We start from the raw sequence: 17,102 nt of genomic DNA, 5'->3' as shown, positions 1-17,102 counted from the left end.
TTAATAGATAACTTTGATTGGAGAAATCGTTCAAACTCCAGTTCAAACTGGACTACGCTATTACTAATACTATTATTAATCCATTAAAAACCTACACCGACAGAGTTCAAAGAAATGACGAATACATCCAACATATACCCGTTACTAAATCGAACAATAACCCATAAACACTACGATAATTAGAAACATTTTGCTCCGTGCAGACAAGATTCTTCAATGGTCTGTTGGTTAATAGATAACATACTGCAATTGAAGACTATGTCACAAACCTAAATTTGGCTGTTGAAAAGTGACTAAGTTGTAAGAGTTTGGTACTGATTAGAAGTTTACGTCATCTGTATAACTTTCATCCAAACGGACTAAATATCAAAAAATTCGATCAGTATCAGCTTATCATTTTGTCAAAAATAACATACTATACATGAAAATGACATACCTTGGAAACTGTTATGAACATGAATGATTCTGGATATTGCTATTCATTTCCTGCAGTAAGAGGAGTTCAAGCTGGGCGCCCATTCTATATCGCCACTTGCCCTCTGCGTATAGTGCCAAAGATATTTAGCTACAACGAAGACGATGTTCCACCGGAGCTTCGTGCACAACGTACTCTGAATAAAACTAGAATTCCAGAGATGGTTAAATACCTCTTAGATAACCCAAAAGATTATGTTTTTTCAGCCTTAACCGCGTCAGTAGGTACATCAATCTCTTTTGAAGAAATCGGGGATGCCCCTAATCTAGGCGTACTTAAAATTCCAATGGATGCACAAATCCTAATCAATGATGGGCAACATAGAAGAAAAGCCATTGATGAGGCATTAAGAGAAAACCCTGACCTCGGGCATGATAACCTCCCTGTACTTTTCTTTGTAGACGAAGGACTTGAACGTAGCCAACAGATGTTTGCTGATTTGAACAAATATGCGGTCAAACCAAGTACTTCTTTAGGGACTCTTTATGATCATCGAGATGAGAGCTCAGAATTAGCTCGTTTCTTAGCCATGGAAGTAGAACCTTTTATTGGTTTTACAGAGATGGAAAAATCAAATGTTAGTCCTAAATCGAACAAGCTATTCACGTTGAGCGCCATCAAGCAGGCAACTAAAGCATTGTTAAGCAAAGGCCCGAAAGACGGGTTCACTACAGCTGAACAACAACTTTCCGTTAAATATTGGAAATCTGTCACGCAATACATTCCTGACTGGCAAATGATGATTAATAAAGAAGTCTCACCTAGTCAACTGCGCCAAGAATTCATCCATGCACATGGTGTTGGTTTACAAGCTTTAGGTATCCTGGGCAAACAATTACTAAGTGAGCACCCAAATGACTGGGAATCTCGTTTAAAACAGTTACAATCCGTCGACTGGCGTAAGGCAAATCCCGATTGGATAAAAAGAACCATGAACCATGGGCGGATATCCAAATCTACGACCAACATAACCCTTACCAGTAATGCATTAAAAATCAAGTTAGGCTTAGCACTAACTCCAGAAGAAAAAGTACTAGAGAAGCAACTGTAATGACCGAACAACTATTACTAGCCGAAGACCTTGATGATTACATCGAGTTCATCAATGAAGAGAACTTCGCTGGCCAAAAACTTAACCATTACATTGCTGACGTACAACGTGTGTATTGTGCAGACAAGCGTCCTTGGGTTATCGGGTATAGTGGTGGTAAAGATTCATCTGCTGTTATGTCTTTGGTCTATATGGCCCTTCTAGGATTACCAAAGGAAGAACGTCATAAACCTGTATTTGTCGTCTCTTCGGATACACTCGTTGAAACACCAGTGGTCGTCAATCACATTAAAGACTCACTGAATGCTATTGAGCGCGGAGCCAAGAGAGATGGTTTGCCAATTACCACTCATAAAGTGGTTCCCAAAAGCAACGATACCTTCTGGACAAATCTATTAGGAAAAGGCTATCCAGCACCAACTCGCTCATTCCGTTGGTGTACAGAGCGGATGAAAATTGACCCGGTCAGTGACTTTATCAAGTCAACCGTCTCTAAATACGATGAAGTTATTGTTGTACTGGGTTCTCGAAGCCAAGAAAGTGCCTCTCGTGCTCAGGTTATTGCTAAACATAAAATCGAAGGCTCCCGTCTAGCTCGCCATACCACGCTGGCTAACGCATTTATTTTTACACCAATAGATACCTGGTCGGTTGATGACGTTTGGAAAATTCTACGTTTATGTCATCTAGATACCCAAGATACTCCATATGGCGTCAAAAATATCTGGAAAGATCTTTATAAACTCGAATGGGAAAATCCGTGGGGTGGGAAAAACTTAACTCTATGGAACCTGTATAAGGACTCATCTGGTCAAGGTGAATGCCCAATGGTAATCGACGAAACGACGCCATCATGTGGCAACTCACGCTTTGGTTGTTGGACTTGTACCGTCGTCACCAAGGATAGAGCAATGGAAAGCCTTATCGAAAATGGTGAAGAGTGGATGAGCCCATTGTTGGAGTTCAGAAACAAGCTAGCTTTTACCACAGATCCTGCAAATAAAGATGAGTTCCGCAACTTTAAACGCCGTACAGGTAAGGTCACCTACCAATACGCTAAAGATGGAGAAGATATCACCGCCGAACGCAAGCACGTTCCTGGTCCTTACTGGCTGAAATATCGTAAGCAATGGATAACTGAATTACTCAAGCTGGATAAACAATTCAAAGATGAGCAACGTGAAATTGAGCTCATCACTGCACCAGAGTTACATGCGATTCGTCAAGAGTGGTTGCACGATCCAAATGAACCAGATTGGAACGACTCACTACCTGGTCTTTTTAAAGAGATATACGGTTTTGACTTAGATTGGGTCTACGATGACGGAGCCAGTTTTGGCAAAAATGAAGCGGAGTTGCTCTCTGAGCTAAGCGAAGATTTCGATATCGAACCAGAAATGGTTATGAAGCTTATTGAACTTGAAGTATCAATGGAAGGCTTAAGTCGACGTAGTGGCATAAGTGAGAAAATTGCGACTTTACTCAAACAAGATTGGGGGAGCCTAGAATCGATTAAAGAAAAGCACTCCGGACTTCAGAGCCGTGCAGAATATGATGTGCACCAAAAAGAAATCGACCGATACAATCAGCAGTTAGAAGAAATTGAACTAGCCATGAAAAAAGAGTTTTAGGCCACAACGATGTTAATTACCAAACTAAGTCTTAATAATTTTCGCGTCTTTTGTGGACTTCATGAGATAGATCTAACCCCTTCAGAGCCTATCTATCACATGTCAGGAGAAACTGTACCTGGCTCAGAACGCCCTATTATTTTATTTGGCGGTCTAAATGGTGCGGGGAAAACGTCTATCCTGACCGCCGTTCGTCTTGCTCTTTATGGCCGACAATCTTTTGGTAAGCCTCTACATAACAATGAGTATGTCGAAGAGCTATCTCAATTGATCCACAAGGGTAATGGTATCAATGCGCCTGAAACGGCATACATAGAGTTAGAATTCACTCATAACCAAGCTGGAAGCGAAAACCTATATAAAATTACACGTAGCTGGAAACGTGGTAAATCAGACAACTTAACGCTTGAGCAAGATGGACAACTTCTTACTGAACTAAGCTACGATCAGTGCCAAGGCTTTTTAAATGAGCTGATACCAAACGGCATCGCAGATCTGTTCTTCTTTGATGGAGAAAAGATTGCTGAACTCGCTGAAGATGAGTCAGGTACCGTGCTCAATACAGCAGTGAAACGCTTGTTGGGTCTGGATGTGATCGCGAAACTCAAAAGCGACCTCAATATCTACCTCAAAAAGCATGGTGCTTCATTACTTGAGCAATCAATCAAACAGCAACTTGATAGTTTGGATGGAAAACGTATTCAGCATGAACGCAGTTCTGAGAAGTTACGTTATGAAGCCAATCAGGTACTGATTCAAATTGAACATGAATCGCAGCAGATACAAAAACTGGAAGCCGAGCTCTCGAGCAACGGTGGTGCTTGGGCACAAACACGTGAGCAAGAGCAAGACAAGATCGACCAATTGTTAAAAGAAAAAGTCGAATTAGAGAAACATATCCGTATGGAGATGGAAACCAGTCTACCCTTTGCTCTCGCACCAAATGCTATGAAGTCGCTATTGGTACAGATTGAAAAAGAGAAAACTGTTAAACAGCGCCAATCCTTTACTAAAGAATTGGATGGATTTCTAGATACACTTCGTAAAGATCTCGGCTTTCGTTTAACAGACTCGTCTGTCGCCATGGAAGCTGTTACAGACTGCTTTAACGACTATATTAAGCATGATGACGAACAACTACTGTTAGACATTTCAGAACGCCAGGCAAACGCAATTGACTACCAAATCAATCAAAGTGGTATTCATTCATTCCAGCGTTTTGATAAAGCTCGTCATCGCCTATCGGAAGTCGAAGATCAACTAGACCATATATCACAGAATGTAGCACGTGCACCTGAAAAAGAACAATTGCAAGATACGTTAGAGAAGATCCGAGCCAAAGATAAGAAGAAACAAGACTTATGCAACGATTACCGAGTACTACTTGAAGAAGCAAAGCAAGAGCTTCGAGTGGCACTGGAAACAGCACGCCAAATACAAAAACTGCACGATAAACATCGTGACAATGCCAACAAGAATGCGAGTATTGAAAATGCACAAAATACCATTTTATTAATGGATACATTTGCTGAGCAGCTAACCAAAGCACGAGTAAAATCTTTGGAACAACACTTTGTTGAGTCATATAAAAAATTGGCTCGCAAAGAAGATTTGCAGCTTACTGCTTCTATCAATCCGAAGTCCTTTGATGTTGAGCTTATCGATGAGCATGGTACCAAAATTAATCGTAAAGCGATGTCTGCCGGTGAAAAACAGATCTATGCGATTTCAATTCTCGAAGCACTGGGCAAAACCTCGGGGCGTAAACTACCTATTATCATTGATACACCATTAGGTCGTTTGGACTCGCACCACCGTGACAAGTTAGTTGAAAACTATTTCCCAACAGCCAGTCACCAAGTAGTAATTTTGTCGACTGATACGGAAATCGATAAAGATTATATAAACCTGATTCAGGATGATATCGCCAAGACTTATGAGATTTGCTTTGATGGTAAGACCAAATCATCTCATCTAAAACAAGGCTATTTCTGGAGAAATGCAGTACAGGAGGCAGTGTAATGCTACCGAATCGTATGAATTTAACCCGTTCGACTGAAGAACAGCTTAAAAAGCTAAAAGGCTACACAGGAATTACTCCTAACGTTTCTGCTCGAATCGCCTTCTTCCGCTCGATTGAGAGTGACTTTAGATACTCGGGTGAAGAAACCAAGTTAGATGGTCCATTAGTATTGGATAAATTTACTTGGCTAGGTGAAACGGCTGACGTAACCGAAATGATGTTAAAACTATATTATCCGGATTTGGATAGTAAGCAGCACCAACAGGCTTGGGCTGCTCACGTTGAAGATGGAATAGCTTCGATACGGAATCATAGGCTAATGGCTAAACTAGCAAATTCATTATAGGAAAAGATAAGATTGTCACCTTAAATCATAAATTAAAATTAAGGGGACAATCTTACTATATCAATTACTTTTATCTTGTAATTTGGTCTTTATTTCCATTAGTTGCTCTTTATCATTCAAATTATAATCAAATAATACATTGTCGTTTAATTGATTAAATATCTGCCCTGATGATTTGGACACCGCGTCAACAGAATAAAAGAATTTAGGTTCTATTTTTGTTGATCTTAAAATGAAGCTATACTGCTCCTTACTAATAACATATTCGTAATCTTCCTCGAGAAGGCCTCTAATTAAATTAACAACCACTCTTAGAAACCTTACTAGAGCAATATAGCCGACAGTTTTATTTAAAACAGATTTCTTATTCTCTTTTTTCCATTCTTCATTCCAAACAAATGAAACTGCCTCAAAATAATTTGTAAGATTCAAAGCAATAATATCATCTTGTTTCTCTATAAAGTTCATTCTAAAAACACAACGTTTTAAGTATTTTTCTTCAGTAAAAGAAAACTTCTTCTCTTTGAATCCAAAAAAGTTTTTCTGCTTACCTAATAACAATTTTCTATCCAACTTTGGTTTAGGAGATATTAACTTAACTAAATTGGATACAAAAGCGGCTTGTGTTAATAACTCATTATCAACAGTATTACCATCAGGACCTATTGTTTTAACTCCTAATCGTTTAATCCTTCTATAAAACGGTCCGGATTTATCTTTATTTAACATCACAGCTATTTGATGAGCTGTTTTATCTGGACTTCTTGATGTTGCTAAAGATTCTAAATCATAAACAAGACTAGGATTAACTTTAGTCTGATTCTGATTAACCATTGCAAAAACTTTTGCTTGTGTTGAAATATCTCGACCAACAAATATAGTTACTATGAGCTGAAATGGCTTTTCTAATCCATCAACATCAGTAAAAAGCATATTATCTTCCTGAAACCCTGCTAGTCTGTGCTGTCCATCTAAAACTTTTGCCACTCTATTTTTTTCAAAAGTATCAAAAGATAGAATCATTTTTCCATCTTTATATGTTACATATTTATCCTTTATTGAGATGATAATAGAGTTTGGAAATGTTGAATCGAGAGATGTAATATATTCTTTTATTTCTTCTACTCTTTTTGTTTTTAGTTCTCTTTGAATACCTAAATAATCTTCAACTTCTCTTTTCATCTCTCGAACATCTCTATATGAAATAGATACTAGGTCTTCGGCATTCATAGTTCCAACATAAAAATCACCAATTGGCTGAGAAACTTTAATTACTTGCAACTCAATAAATTCGCTCATCTTAATTTCCTCTAGCCTGATTGAATTTCGTTTCTAATTGTTCTTGTTGTTCTTGTGCAACTTGGGATGCTGTGCCACTCTGATGATAACTAGGTAGCGTACACCAATACCAGACTATCAATACACATATAATTATGCTTAATTGAAAGAATTTTAAAACTTCTATTGACACATATGACTTCATATTAAATACACTGCTTGAGTATGAAAATGTAAATAGAATTGCCCCAATAGCTCCAGCGTATGCTGCAAAAGATAAAATGATACCAGGCACCTTTTTGGGAGATTTAGTATAAAAAATAAGGAAGGTAGATAAATATGCAGAAGTATATAAAAACACTTCACCTCTACTAAAGTTATCGAAAAAAACGTCAAAGAAACTATCGGGTTTAAACCAGCTATTTATAGACGATAAAAGTATAATAGGTATAACAGAGCATATCACGGTAATAATTAACTCTCTTACCGTTAAAGTGTGAGCACGAATACGCATAGGAACTAATTTTAGACCCAATACCCATATTAAGACTGCTATTGCAAAAAAAATTAAAATCGTCATCATATGCTTACTATTCCACCAGCGATATTATTCATTGTTGTAGTTCCCAAAATGCCTTATCACGCATTTTCACAATATTCTTCGCCCCATCAATATAAAGGCTAAAATGTTTATCCAACTTCTGAATCGTATCCATTAATCGGTCTTGTTCAGACTTGTCATTGACGCTAAACATCGCTTTGATATCTTGCGGCTTAATCTTAGCCACTCGGTGAATCACCCAGGTTAAAATATAACTTGAGTAGTCATTTCCACCGGTTTGGAAATGGGTGATATCCTGGGTTGATAGAACCACTCCAACGCCGTACTCGCGTCCTTCCTTTAGGATTTTCCGTAGGCTCGGAAAGTTCTGCGACATAAAATTATCCGCTTCATCAACCAGAATCATCTTGGTGATTTGACGGAAGTCACCCTGTACTTGTGGTTTACCCTTCTTCTGCATCTGCATATAAAACAAGTCCAGAGTCAGCGCCACAACAAGGCTTTGAATCTCACCAGGGTAACCAGCAAGTTCAATCACCGTTATGCCATCAATTAGGTCATATAAGCTCTGGCATTGTTGATGATCAGTCTCAAACACTTCTAACTCACACAGGCTTTCCAACGCAGCATATAGAGAATCAAGCTCAGGCTCGCTACTCAAGAAAAGTTGCCATACATCTTCTATCGTTGGAGCTGGCTTTGACCAGGTTGTTGGATCAGCTTTGTGAATACCAGCCAACTCGTAGGCATCACTAATTAGCTGACGCAACTTGAGCTGCTGTTTCTGGCCAAGATTAAATGCCCTACCCACCGTTTCAGAGAAGCCACGAGCAGTATGAACTGGCAACATTGGTGTATCACCGAACAAACTCAATGGGTTGTAAGGCAAGTGGAATAATTTAAACTTCTTAGCGCCTGTAGCATGCTGGAACTCGTCATCAACGTAATCTGATTTGTAGTCAAAAATCAGCATACCTATCGGTTGCCCATCCACATTATTGGACTGATTGCGGTATAACTGTGTAATCGCTGATTTAGTAAACTGCGTTTTCCCAGTCCCCATAGTGCCAATGATACCCGTATTTGTATTCATAAATTTGGCAGTATTAGTTGGCTCCCACTCTAAAGGTTGCTCGTTCATTGTATTATGACCAAACAAAACTTTTAGTGGCCCTGACTCCATATCGTTCAATATAACTTTCGGCCGTGGCGTTTCTGTAGGCTGAACGGCTGTAATTTGCCCATCTGTATCTGTATCTGTATCTGTATCTGTATCTGTATCTGTATCTGTATCTGTATCTGTATGATCTTTACCCACTTTTGCTCCACCACAAATATAAGATTCAGCGCTAGGGAACATATCCACTAACTGTCCTGCCGTGAAATCATGAGGTAACGAAATAACCTTTGGTAGCATTGCATATGGCAACTCAATTTGCAGCACACCGTTATCACAAGGTTTAAAACTAGTATTAAAGCAGGTCGGGCTTTCATTGTTTGCTAATACAATTCCCTTGTAATAGCCATTTAAAAAACTGACACCATAGTCACCTTTAAGCCACCATTCTCGTTGCCCGCCAGCTAATAATGGTGCAAGATACTCTTCTGAAACCACGTTATAAAGTTTGTATTTATCTACCTGCATTAATAACTGCCGGATAAACAAGCCACGATATAAGCGTGCAGCTAGTGTATCAGGACTAAGAATGTCTTCTTTCAGATATCGACCTAACTCCAATGCCTGCTCACCTGCATATTTAAAGTCTGGACTCTTACCAGTTTTAACTTCCAGTGGTAATAAGTACATTTGCTTATCTTTAAAACCAACAAATAAGACATCATCTGAAAATGCACCTTTTTTGTACCCATGGACTTTAGGAGCAAATTCACTATCACTCATTTTTAGGCCAATATTGCCAGATACCCGTACCATCTCAGCTACTGATAACGGTATCCAACAAATATCTGAACCATTCAACAGGGCACTAACAAATTTATACGCACCAATTATGCCGTGCTTCTCCTTACGGTTGGTTTCGCGCTCCGTTAGCATTTTTAACAACCATTCACCGTTAAAGGAATTGAATTCAGATAACAAACCATCTGCCGCTTGCGGATTATCTTTTTCAAGTAAGCGCTCAAACAAATCAATTTGTTTGGTTACAGTAATTGCGTCATAACCTGATGAACTGGTGTATTGATCAGAATAGTGAATAAGCACCACATCTTTTTGACTACCGAAGAAATCCAATGTCACTTTAGGATCAATCAATGTGGTCCAAAGAGCACTATCGTAGGACTGCATTAACAACTGTTTGAAATTGGAACTTACCGCGAGACCGATACTATTTTGTAAATTAGGAGCATTCAATTGTTGTGCTGGTTGCCACAAATTAGCGATACGTTTAGCGATACGCAGGCTCTGATGCTTTTCAACATCCACATTTTTTAAACCAAATGCGGTGAAATAAGAGCTACCTTCAGCTTTTGTTTCTGAAGCATCACCAGATATCAACCCATCACAAAGCACACCACTTAGCGCATTATCAATATTGATTTGGTGACACTCTACAGGCTCTGTATTTCTAAAAAATGCCAAATGTGCATATTTAAAGGATTCGTTTGACTTAGGCAAAACAAACTTACTATAAGTAAGCCTGTATCTGATAAGATCTACTATCGACTCAGCATCATTTTTATAAGCAGCACCGTTCAAGCCTAGCCATTTTTTTAAATCACTATATGCGCTAGTCTGTGCAAATTTATCAAAATCGTTAAACAATAAAGATTCGTCGTAGCAGTTAACATGAATTGAGTAGGCAGAGTCACGGTTCAGTTTGAAGTGTTCTACAAGCCCTAAAAATAGCTCTGTGGCCTGCCTTTGGTTAATAGCATTAACAATTAACGTACTGTTTTTTCCTGGAATAAACAAACGTGAATATGCTTGTGTAAATTCTGATAATTTCTCTTTGACTAAGCGCTTTATATAACTAAAGCTCTCTTTTTTTTGCGGAACAATAGCAAGCCAAAAACTGTTTTCGTTTACTGGGCTCAAGTGTGCATATGTAAACTCATTATCATATACATATGGCAATAAACCGGCAGCATTCAAACGTTCAAGGGTAACTTCAGGAAGACTTGTGAAACTAGATTCACCATTATGCTCAAACTTATCCTTCTCAATTGCTCGTACTAATTGAAGATGATAAGCCAATATCAATGGATGCAAAGGAGTAATTTTCGTATTCGCCTCTGCCTTGAACAAGCCTATACGCATCAATTGTCTGTGTTTTTTTTTCAACACATCATTTATAGGCACAGCATCTAGAGCAGTTTCAAATGCACTGACCACGGCCTCTACATATGCAAGATAATCCGGTCCCCAAGCTACCAAACTTGGTAAGGTTTTATACTGATTGTAATAATTAAATAACTGTGAATAAGCACTGTGTAAATCAGGATAATCTTGGGCTAAAGAATCTAAATTAGTTGGATTTTGTGAGTGGTAGACTAACTTTTGCTCTATCATTTCATATTCAATAGCAAGCAGTTGTTGACGTACACCAACTAAGTTTGTTTCTGCATGGTTAAAGATAACTTTGCTACGAGCAACTTGATATTCCGCATCACGCCCATTTTTTAATAACTTATCGAATCGCTCTCTATCGAATAACAATGGAATAACCATTGCTTCATCAGCTGCAGGCCCTTCAACATTTATTGGTAAACAACCTTTATCAAACCACAACTCAAACAATGTAGTTTCACTTTGCTCCGCCAAAGCTTCAAAATCAACAACCCCATATCGGCTGCAATCAACACGAGTATCTTCAGGCGACAACACACATGTTTCAGTGTGGTTGTGATTGAATGTAAGCGCATTTTCTTCCATCTGAAGAGTAAGCTGCCCCTTACGAGGTTCAACTCGAAAGCGATGAGCAATTTCATCAACGGTCAGTATTCCTTTTTCCAAAAGCAAAATGCGAAACTTATATTCTTCAGCCCGAGTAGGTCGTTTAAGTTCGATGCTAAAAAAAGTTGGTTTTTGCGGTACAGGAATCTCAAATGTGGCGCGGCTACGCTTACCCCCAGTCCGTTTGACATCACTCGTGATACCTGAAGTGAAGTGAGGGTTGTGCATCAACTTGATTTGTTTAGTACTTAAATCGCTCCCCAAAAAAGATATCTCTAATGATATTTGCTCGTCCTCTTGTGAGTATTCAATAAGCAAACTAATATCGCGCTCACCGGCTTTAGTTTGACTCTTGGTACGTGCATAGCAACTTGATTCAAACGCCTCAACTTCTTCAAAAATCAAACTCTGCTCTTTATTGGCATCCATTTCAGAGATATATTGTTCATAAGTGACAGATTGCCAGTCATTGTCTTCCTTGAAGTGTTTATTAATGAATTTAGAACCCAAATCTGTAAGCGAATACTCAAGTTGCTCAACATCACAGCTATCAACAACATCTTGAATTTCAGATCTTAGTTTACGATTATCATTAATTCGTCTTCGGATTTGCGCTTTAGAGTTTTGCATTGTCAACAAGTTGGGATCGTTAAACAGCCCAAGCTCACTGAACTCTAAAGACCCATCATCTGCGACTACATCATATAATGCAGAAAAACCAAAAACCGTAGCTTCCTCATCGAGAATGAGAGCCAATTGATCTTCTAAAAGGCACTTAGATACATCTTTATGAGAACTATCTTTCGCAATCGACTCTTCTAGCTTCTTAGCAATAGATTGAGGATGCCAAACACCACCTTCAGCAGATAGGTCTAATGCACTATTTATCAATGTATCAAGCATACTATTATGAATAATCAGTAGTGCTACATCGTTAAAATTTCCCTCTCGTCCTGCAGTAAAATCACGCAAACGCGAAATGTAGTTCTCAGTAAATGTATAAGTACAGCTTTCAGAGCTTTCAGAATCATCGGCTCTTTGAAGGACTGGAACTAACTTAACACCTTGACATTCTATATAATTGAACTGTTGATTATCAAAAGAAATGGACTCTCCTGCTTGATTAGTTTTTGCCGCTAGGGCTGCCTGATATAGTCTTACAGCATTCTTCTGATCTGGGCATTTAAATTGATAACGAGCTCCGGGAGCCAGCTTTCCCCTTAAGTCATCAATCAAACAATCAATCAAAAATTGCTCATAGGGTTTTACGCACATATACCGCATCTCCGCTGTCGCTCATTCTTTCCACATTGCCCATTCTTTCGAAAAACTCTATTAATGCCTGCTGGGATTGGTTATCAAGGTAAAAGCCTCTTGATTCAAACTCTTTTATCAACTCATGGAGGCGAAGCCTTTCTCGCTGTCCAATCGCCAAATTGGTAAGCAGTATAAGCTGGTCTTGATTAAGCACTAAGGTTTTACCCGCTGGACCACGGGACTGTACAAATTCTGCAAATATTTGCGATTCAAGCTGATTAACATACTTATTATTTACACCACTACGTTCTGATTTGATATCTTTGAATTGCTCTATCGCTAGCTCACGCCAAATATCGAATGCTTGTTCAAGTCCTTGCGCTTCTGGCCTGGGAGCTAACCTTCTCAACTCTGCAAATGTAGCTAAATATTCATTAAATTTATCAAGCACTTTTTGTGGATCAGCATAGTTTTGTACATCTTGATATACCTTCCACAAAGGGCGTTTTATCTGACCTTTAATCTGCATTTGCTCTAGCGCAGACAGTAGGGGAAATACACGCTCCGAAGTAAGTTTAAGCGTCTTGTAACCAAAATTTTTCAGTGCGGAACGTTCTGAACTAGCCTTTTCAGAATCCAAAATGAAATAAATTTTTGCACTCTCAGGCTCACCTTTCTTAAATTTATCAACATTCATGACTAACTGGCTGCAATAACTAAAGGCATACAACTTTAGCAGGTTGGCTAATTGCGTTAACAAATATTGAGGATAAATAGCCAAAAAGTTCATATCAGCTTGAAATGTTTGATTGAGAAAAGGTAGATAAGGAAGCTCATCAACCTCTAATGACTTTTTATCAGTCAAATGATCAAATAAAACTTCGAGTAATTCCTTCTCGACAAAGTTAAGTTGATGATTTAATGCTTCTGAAATTTTATAATTATCCATCAACCCAAAAAACAACGTACTCATTCGTGAGTCGGCGACACTAACTTTCAGTTTTCCATCTTCACTATAATTGACCTTAAACAGCAGAAACAATGGTGATATTTTAAACAATGACTCATTCGTAAAATAGGTTTTATCCAGTACTGTCCAGAACTCACTATTATCAAGAATATTTACAAAATGTTGTTGACATTTATCTCGATACTGTTCCAGAGACAACTGTGAAACCTGCTTATTAAGTGCTTGTCCTAGCACCAGTTCAGTAACATTCTCCCATTTATAATCATTACCTTTATTACGTATTGGCCAGTAACTTTTTAGTCTGTTTATATCTGCTGGAATAAAATTATCAGGTATAGGAAACATTAAAAATCAACCTCTACGTAAATCAAGTCGTCTTCTTGACGAAGCAGATACTCATCATGCCTGTCATAAATTTTTAGCTGAGAACTGTCTCTCGCTATATCAGCGAGTTGATCGCAAATATCGTCTAGCAACAACACCGCATTCTTATCATATTTATTGGGGCAATAACCGTTATTAATTTTATGAATTAGTCCAAAAAGGTTAAGATTAACCTCAATACCTCTTAGTGTTTTTTCACCAAGTTTAATAAACGCCATAAAGTGAGAAACACTTTCGTTAGAACAATTTTGAACTGCAGTAAGATCTTGCTTTAATTCAATTGGTGAAGACACAAGCGTTGTACCAAATTCACCGAGAAATAATTCGCGCTTACCTAATCGAGGAGCGTTACGATTCGCATAACTGACAATCGCTGGAATAAACTCTCTTGTATAAAAGTTTCGAAGTGCTGTTTTATCCTGGATTTCATCTTCTGATTGACTGTGTAATGCCCATATATGCGCATAATGAGAAAGAGCATTCTCATTAAAATCTGCAGTAAATTGTCGATGATAATCATTAGCCAAAGATTCGCCCTGTAACACGTATAATAAGCGAATTAATGAGGCAGCCTGCCCCTTAGCATCTGGCTGAAGTTGAATCTTAATTCCTGTTTCATTACTCAATGCGTTAAGGAAAATATCTAAGTGATCCCCTATTAAACCAAGCTCGTATTGAAGTGCGAATTGATCAAGCTTCTGTGTATGAATCAATGCGGGATCAAATTCGGTAAGTTTATGGCTTAATTCACTACGTTCACTGGTGAATAAACCATCAAAAAGATATTTATCGCGAGTGAGTAGATCATGCAAAAAGTCTAGTAATGCTCTTGTAGTAATAAACTGGTTTTTACTTAAACGAACTTTAAACAAACTAGTGATAATAGCTTGTTGGACCGAAGCTCTTGCTAACAATCGAAAGTTACTTGCAAGTATTGATTCGCAACCAGTATGTTCCGTTTGGAGTAGCAATTTATAATAAGGATTTTTATCACTAAGGTTAGATAGTTGCTGAAGCACTTTTCGAATAAAAGGTGCATGGCAAAACCCATCTTTAAAAACAAACTTTGGATAAGCTTCAAAATCCAAAAAGTGATAGCAACCATCGGTTCGGTTACCTGTCGCTAAAAAACGTTCTAATGATTCACGCAACTCTTCGTGTCGCTCAGCGCCCTCTTTGGAAAAGTTAGCCAACATACCGATGTTAATACCAATGACTAGAGGCTTGCCATCAATATTTTGTTTATCAAACAGGTTATTAAGTGCATCAATTGCCGTTTCACTGGGAGCAAAGCTGTGAGTAGCATCAAGATGAAACCTACATTTGTGCTTATACTTATCGATATAACGCGTCAGTATTTCAGACTTACCATCACCACTACTCCCACATAGAAATACGATTTCATTTTGCTGAATTGAATCAAGACAATTTACAAAATCATGCTCAATATCTGGCTCGACATACAGATATTTTTTATATTTATTAAGAGGATCATCTGTATGCTTAGTTTCTGTTGCCACTGAAAAAGAGGAAGACTTAGCTAACGTCCCTAAAGCCATTCGAAGCGTAATATCACTCACGTTACCATACCTATATATTTTTACACGTTCTTATGCTAGGAGAAAAATTTTATATGCTGCCAAAGTATTGTTGTGCTCGGAGCTTTCAATACTCACAGTGAAGGGAGAATACTTAGAAAGTAAACTCAATACCCTAATAAACCCCATGTTTTACCTATATGTATAGCTGTTTCTGGAATCGAACCTGACCTTTATGTCATTAGTCACATATACAATCACAAATTGGACCAATTTGGTAGGTTCAATCTTTAGGGGTGACGAATTTGTAAGCTTTTAGGTTGAAGTTACATGATCTTCGTCAAGTTAATACACATAAACTAAAGTGGGCACCAGCTGTTAAGTGCATTTCGGTCGAACATAGTCTTAGATACCTATACGTAGAGAAAAAGATATTATTCATGCAATCAAATCAGTTCGGCTATTTCATTTAGCATATCAATGTATTTTATTCTCGTGAGAACCGCCAAAGTTATCCATCCCAAGCTTAGTCAATATACCTTTGGAATTCGCGATATAACTCTTGATGGTTTTTACCGGCTTTTCATACCACGAAATATTAAAAGCAGCGAGTTTAGGAAAAAAGTACATGGATGAGTATCCCTGAGCATTATCGTGAATCCACCAAGCAAGAGCTTGCCAATTTCCAGTTCTTTCGTAATACGGCAAAAATGAATTAACAACAATACAAGCTGTGGCTCCCAAGTACCCTTCACCGTCGCGATAATCCCATATATGACCAGCGTAGTTGGCTTCATTACGTGAGCAGTTATACTGGTTCTTATTTTCTGCTCCTTCTGCATTTACAGCTGGTGAACGATATGCAGACCGGATAGAAATACGCCCAAACTTACTTTGAATCGGTTCTAAGACTTTTTCACAAAGTTCAGTTCCAGCTTGGATAGCTATGCCAGGGAAATCAGGAATATTTGGGATCCCTTCCATTTGGGATATCTCTGAATGCAAAAAATCACGCATGAAAAAATTCGTTGATAACCTTACTCGCCCTAGTTCTTCTAATGACTTCACTGTTGTTGGTTTTTTCATAACTAATCACCCATCATTATTAACCAAGTTGTACACCAACCACTTGCTTCGATACTGATTTAGGATAGATGGAAATTAAAGAATTGCCCTGATTGCGCGCTAAAATTGAGACCTAATTGCTTTAGCTAATACCGCTTAAATTGAACCAGATAGCATTGAATTCGGCCTAAAACTGCATAGAGCGTGGTCACCAGATGGTCACAATTGTGCCCATCCGTGCCCAACAAGGTATGACTCAGTGCATATTATTCACATAAATATGCAATGTTCAGATGGAAAAATTTGGGCTGGATTAGATAAACCCTAGATACGACAAAGCCCGCACGAATGCGGGCTTTGCATAAAATTTGGTGGGTCCGGGCGAACTCGAATCGCCGACCCCTACCATGTCAAGGTAGTACTCTAACCAACTGAGCTACGGACCCAAATTTTGTATTCCTAACCATTCAATTCAGAATGGTGCGTCCGAGTGGACTCGAACCACCGACCCCCGCCATGTCAAGGCGATACTCTAACCAGCTGAGCTACGGACGCATTTCTCTGGAACGACGAGGATATTAGCTATAAGCGAACGACGGTGCAAGCACA

At 38.5% G+C, this 17,102-nt stretch carries 10 protein-coding genes and 2 tRNA genes; 4 read left to right on the top strand and 8 right to left on the bottom strand.

The window, feature by feature from the left end; all coding sequences use genetic code 11:
* Positions 1-449 precede the first annotated feature (449 nt).
* The 4 genes from dndB to dndE are packed head-to-tail and all read left to right on the top strand — an operon-like array spanning position 450 to position 5,526.
* A complete protein-coding gene (gene dndB, locus LIX84_RS17625; protein ID WP_226421868.1) occupies positions 450-1,526 on the top strand; it encodes a DNA sulfur modification protein DndB in 1,077 nt (358 codons plus the stop codon).
* Complete coding sequence (gene dndC, locus LIX84_RS17620; protein ID WP_226421867.1) at positions 1,526-3,157, top strand: DNA phosphorothioation system sulfurtransferase DndC; 1,632 nt, start codon at positions 1,526-1,528, stop codon at positions 3,155-3,157. The genes dndB and dndC overlap by 1 nt, the downstream gene beginning before the upstream one ends.
* 9 nt (positions 3,158-3,166) lie before the next feature.
* Entirely contained in the window at positions 3,167-5,179 is a 2,013-nt protein-coding gene (gene dndD / locus LIX84_RS17615) for a DNA sulfur modification protein DndD (RefSeq protein WP_226421866.1), read from the top strand.
* Positions 5,179-5,526: a DNA sulfur modification protein DndE gene (dndE, locus tag LIX84_RS17610; RefSeq protein WP_226421865.1), complete on the top strand. Its 348-nt coding sequence runs from the start codon at positions 5,179-5,181 to the stop codon at positions 5,524-5,526. The genes dndD and dndE overlap by 1 nt, the downstream gene beginning before the upstream one ends.
* Before the next feature lie 60 nt (positions 5,527-5,586).
* Here dndE and LIX84_RS17605 read toward each other — a convergent pair whose 3' ends face one another.
* From LIX84_RS17605 to LIX84_RS17570, 8 genes are all read right to left on the bottom strand, one after another.
* On the bottom strand, positions 5,587-6,825 hold the full coding sequence (locus LIX84_RS17605) for a DGQHR domain-containing protein (RefSeq protein WP_226421864.1): 1,239 nt from the start codon (positions 6,823-6,825) through the stop codon (positions 5,587-5,589).
* Position 6,826: 1 nt separating this feature from the next.
* A complete protein-coding gene (locus tag LIX84_RS17600) occupies positions 6,827-7,387 on the bottom strand; it encodes a hypothetical protein (RefSeq protein ID WP_226421863.1) in 561 nt (186 codons plus the stop codon).
* A gap of 28 nt (positions 7,388-7,415) precedes the next feature.
* Positions 7,416-12,554, bottom strand: coding sequence for a DNA phosphorothioation-dependent restriction protein DptH (dptH, locus tag LIX84_RS17595; protein ID WP_226421862.1), 5,139 nt, complete (start codon positions 12,552-12,554; stop codon positions 7,416-7,418).
* Positions 12,535-13,851, bottom strand: coding sequence for a DNA phosphorothioation-dependent restriction protein DptG (gene dptG / locus LIX84_RS17590; protein ID WP_226421861.1), 1,317 nt, complete (start codon positions 13,849-13,851; stop codon positions 12,535-12,537). The genes dptH and dptG overlap by 20 nt, the downstream gene beginning before the upstream one ends.
* Positions 13,851-15,470 (bottom strand): DNA phosphorothioation-dependent restriction protein DptF, encoded by a 1,620-nt coding sequence (dptF, locus tag LIX84_RS17585; RefSeq protein WP_226421860.1) that lies wholly within the window; start codon positions 15,468-15,470, stop codon positions 13,851-13,853. Before dptF ends, dptG begins: the two co-directional genes overlap by 1 nt.
* Before the next feature lie 435 nt (positions 15,471-15,905).
* On the bottom strand, positions 15,906-16,514 hold the full coding sequence (locus tag LIX84_RS17580; RefSeq protein WP_226421859.1) for a peptidase M15: 609 nt from the start codon (positions 16,512-16,514) through the stop codon (positions 15,906-15,908).
* 348 nt (positions 16,515-16,862) lie between these two features.
* Positions 16,863-16,939: transfer RNA gene (locus LIX84_RS17575), tRNA-Val, on the bottom strand.
* A 32-nt stretch (positions 16,940-16,971) separates the two neighbouring features.
* Positions 16,972-17,048 (bottom strand) — tRNA-Val (locus tag LIX84_RS17570).
* Positions 17,049-17,102 lie beyond the last annotated feature (54 nt).

The organism is Vibrio sp. E14, assembly GCF_020515785.1.
Taxonomy (GTDB): domain Bacteria; phylum Pseudomonadota; class Gammaproteobacteria; order Enterobacterales; family Vibrionaceae; genus Vibrio; species Vibrio diabolicus.
The sequence above is the reverse complement of the archived record's forward strand: the minus strand, read 5'-3'. Positions and strand labels throughout refer to the sequence as shown.

Excerpts from the sequence above, each read along its gene's own strand:
- dndB (WP_226421868.1), top strand. The coding sequence starts at position 450 with ATGAACATGAATGATTCTGGATATTGCTATTCATTTCCTGCAGTAAGA.
- dndC (WP_226421867.1), top strand. The coding sequence starts at position 1,526 with ATGACCGAACAACTATTACTAGCCGAAGACCTTGATGATTACATCGAG.
- dndD (WP_226421866.1), top strand. The coding sequence starts at position 3,167 with ATGTTAATTACCAAACTAAGTCTTAATAATTTTCGCGTCTTTTGTGGA.
- dndE (WP_226421865.1), top strand. The coding sequence starts at position 5,179 with ATGCTACCGAATCGTATGAATTTAACCCGTTCGACTGAAGAACAGCTT.
- LIX84_RS17605 (WP_226421864.1), bottom strand. The coding sequence starts at position 6,825 with ATGAGCGAATTTATTGAGTTGCAAGTAATTAAAGTTTCTCAGCCAATT.
- LIX84_RS17600 (WP_226421863.1), bottom strand. The coding sequence starts at position 7,387 with ATGATGACGATTTTAATTTTTTTTGCAATAGCAGTCTTAATATGGGTA.
- dptH (WP_226421862.1), bottom strand. The coding sequence starts at position 12,554 with ATGTGCGTAAAACCCTATGAGCAATTTTTGATTGATTGTTTGATTGAT.
- dptG (WP_226421861.1), bottom strand. The coding sequence starts at position 13,851 with ATGTTTCCTATACCTGATAATTTTATTCCAGCAGATATAAACAGACTA.
- LIX84_RS17580 (WP_226421859.1), bottom strand. The coding sequence starts at position 16,514 with ATGAAAAAACCAACAACAGTGAAGTCATTAGAAGAACTAGGGCGAGTA.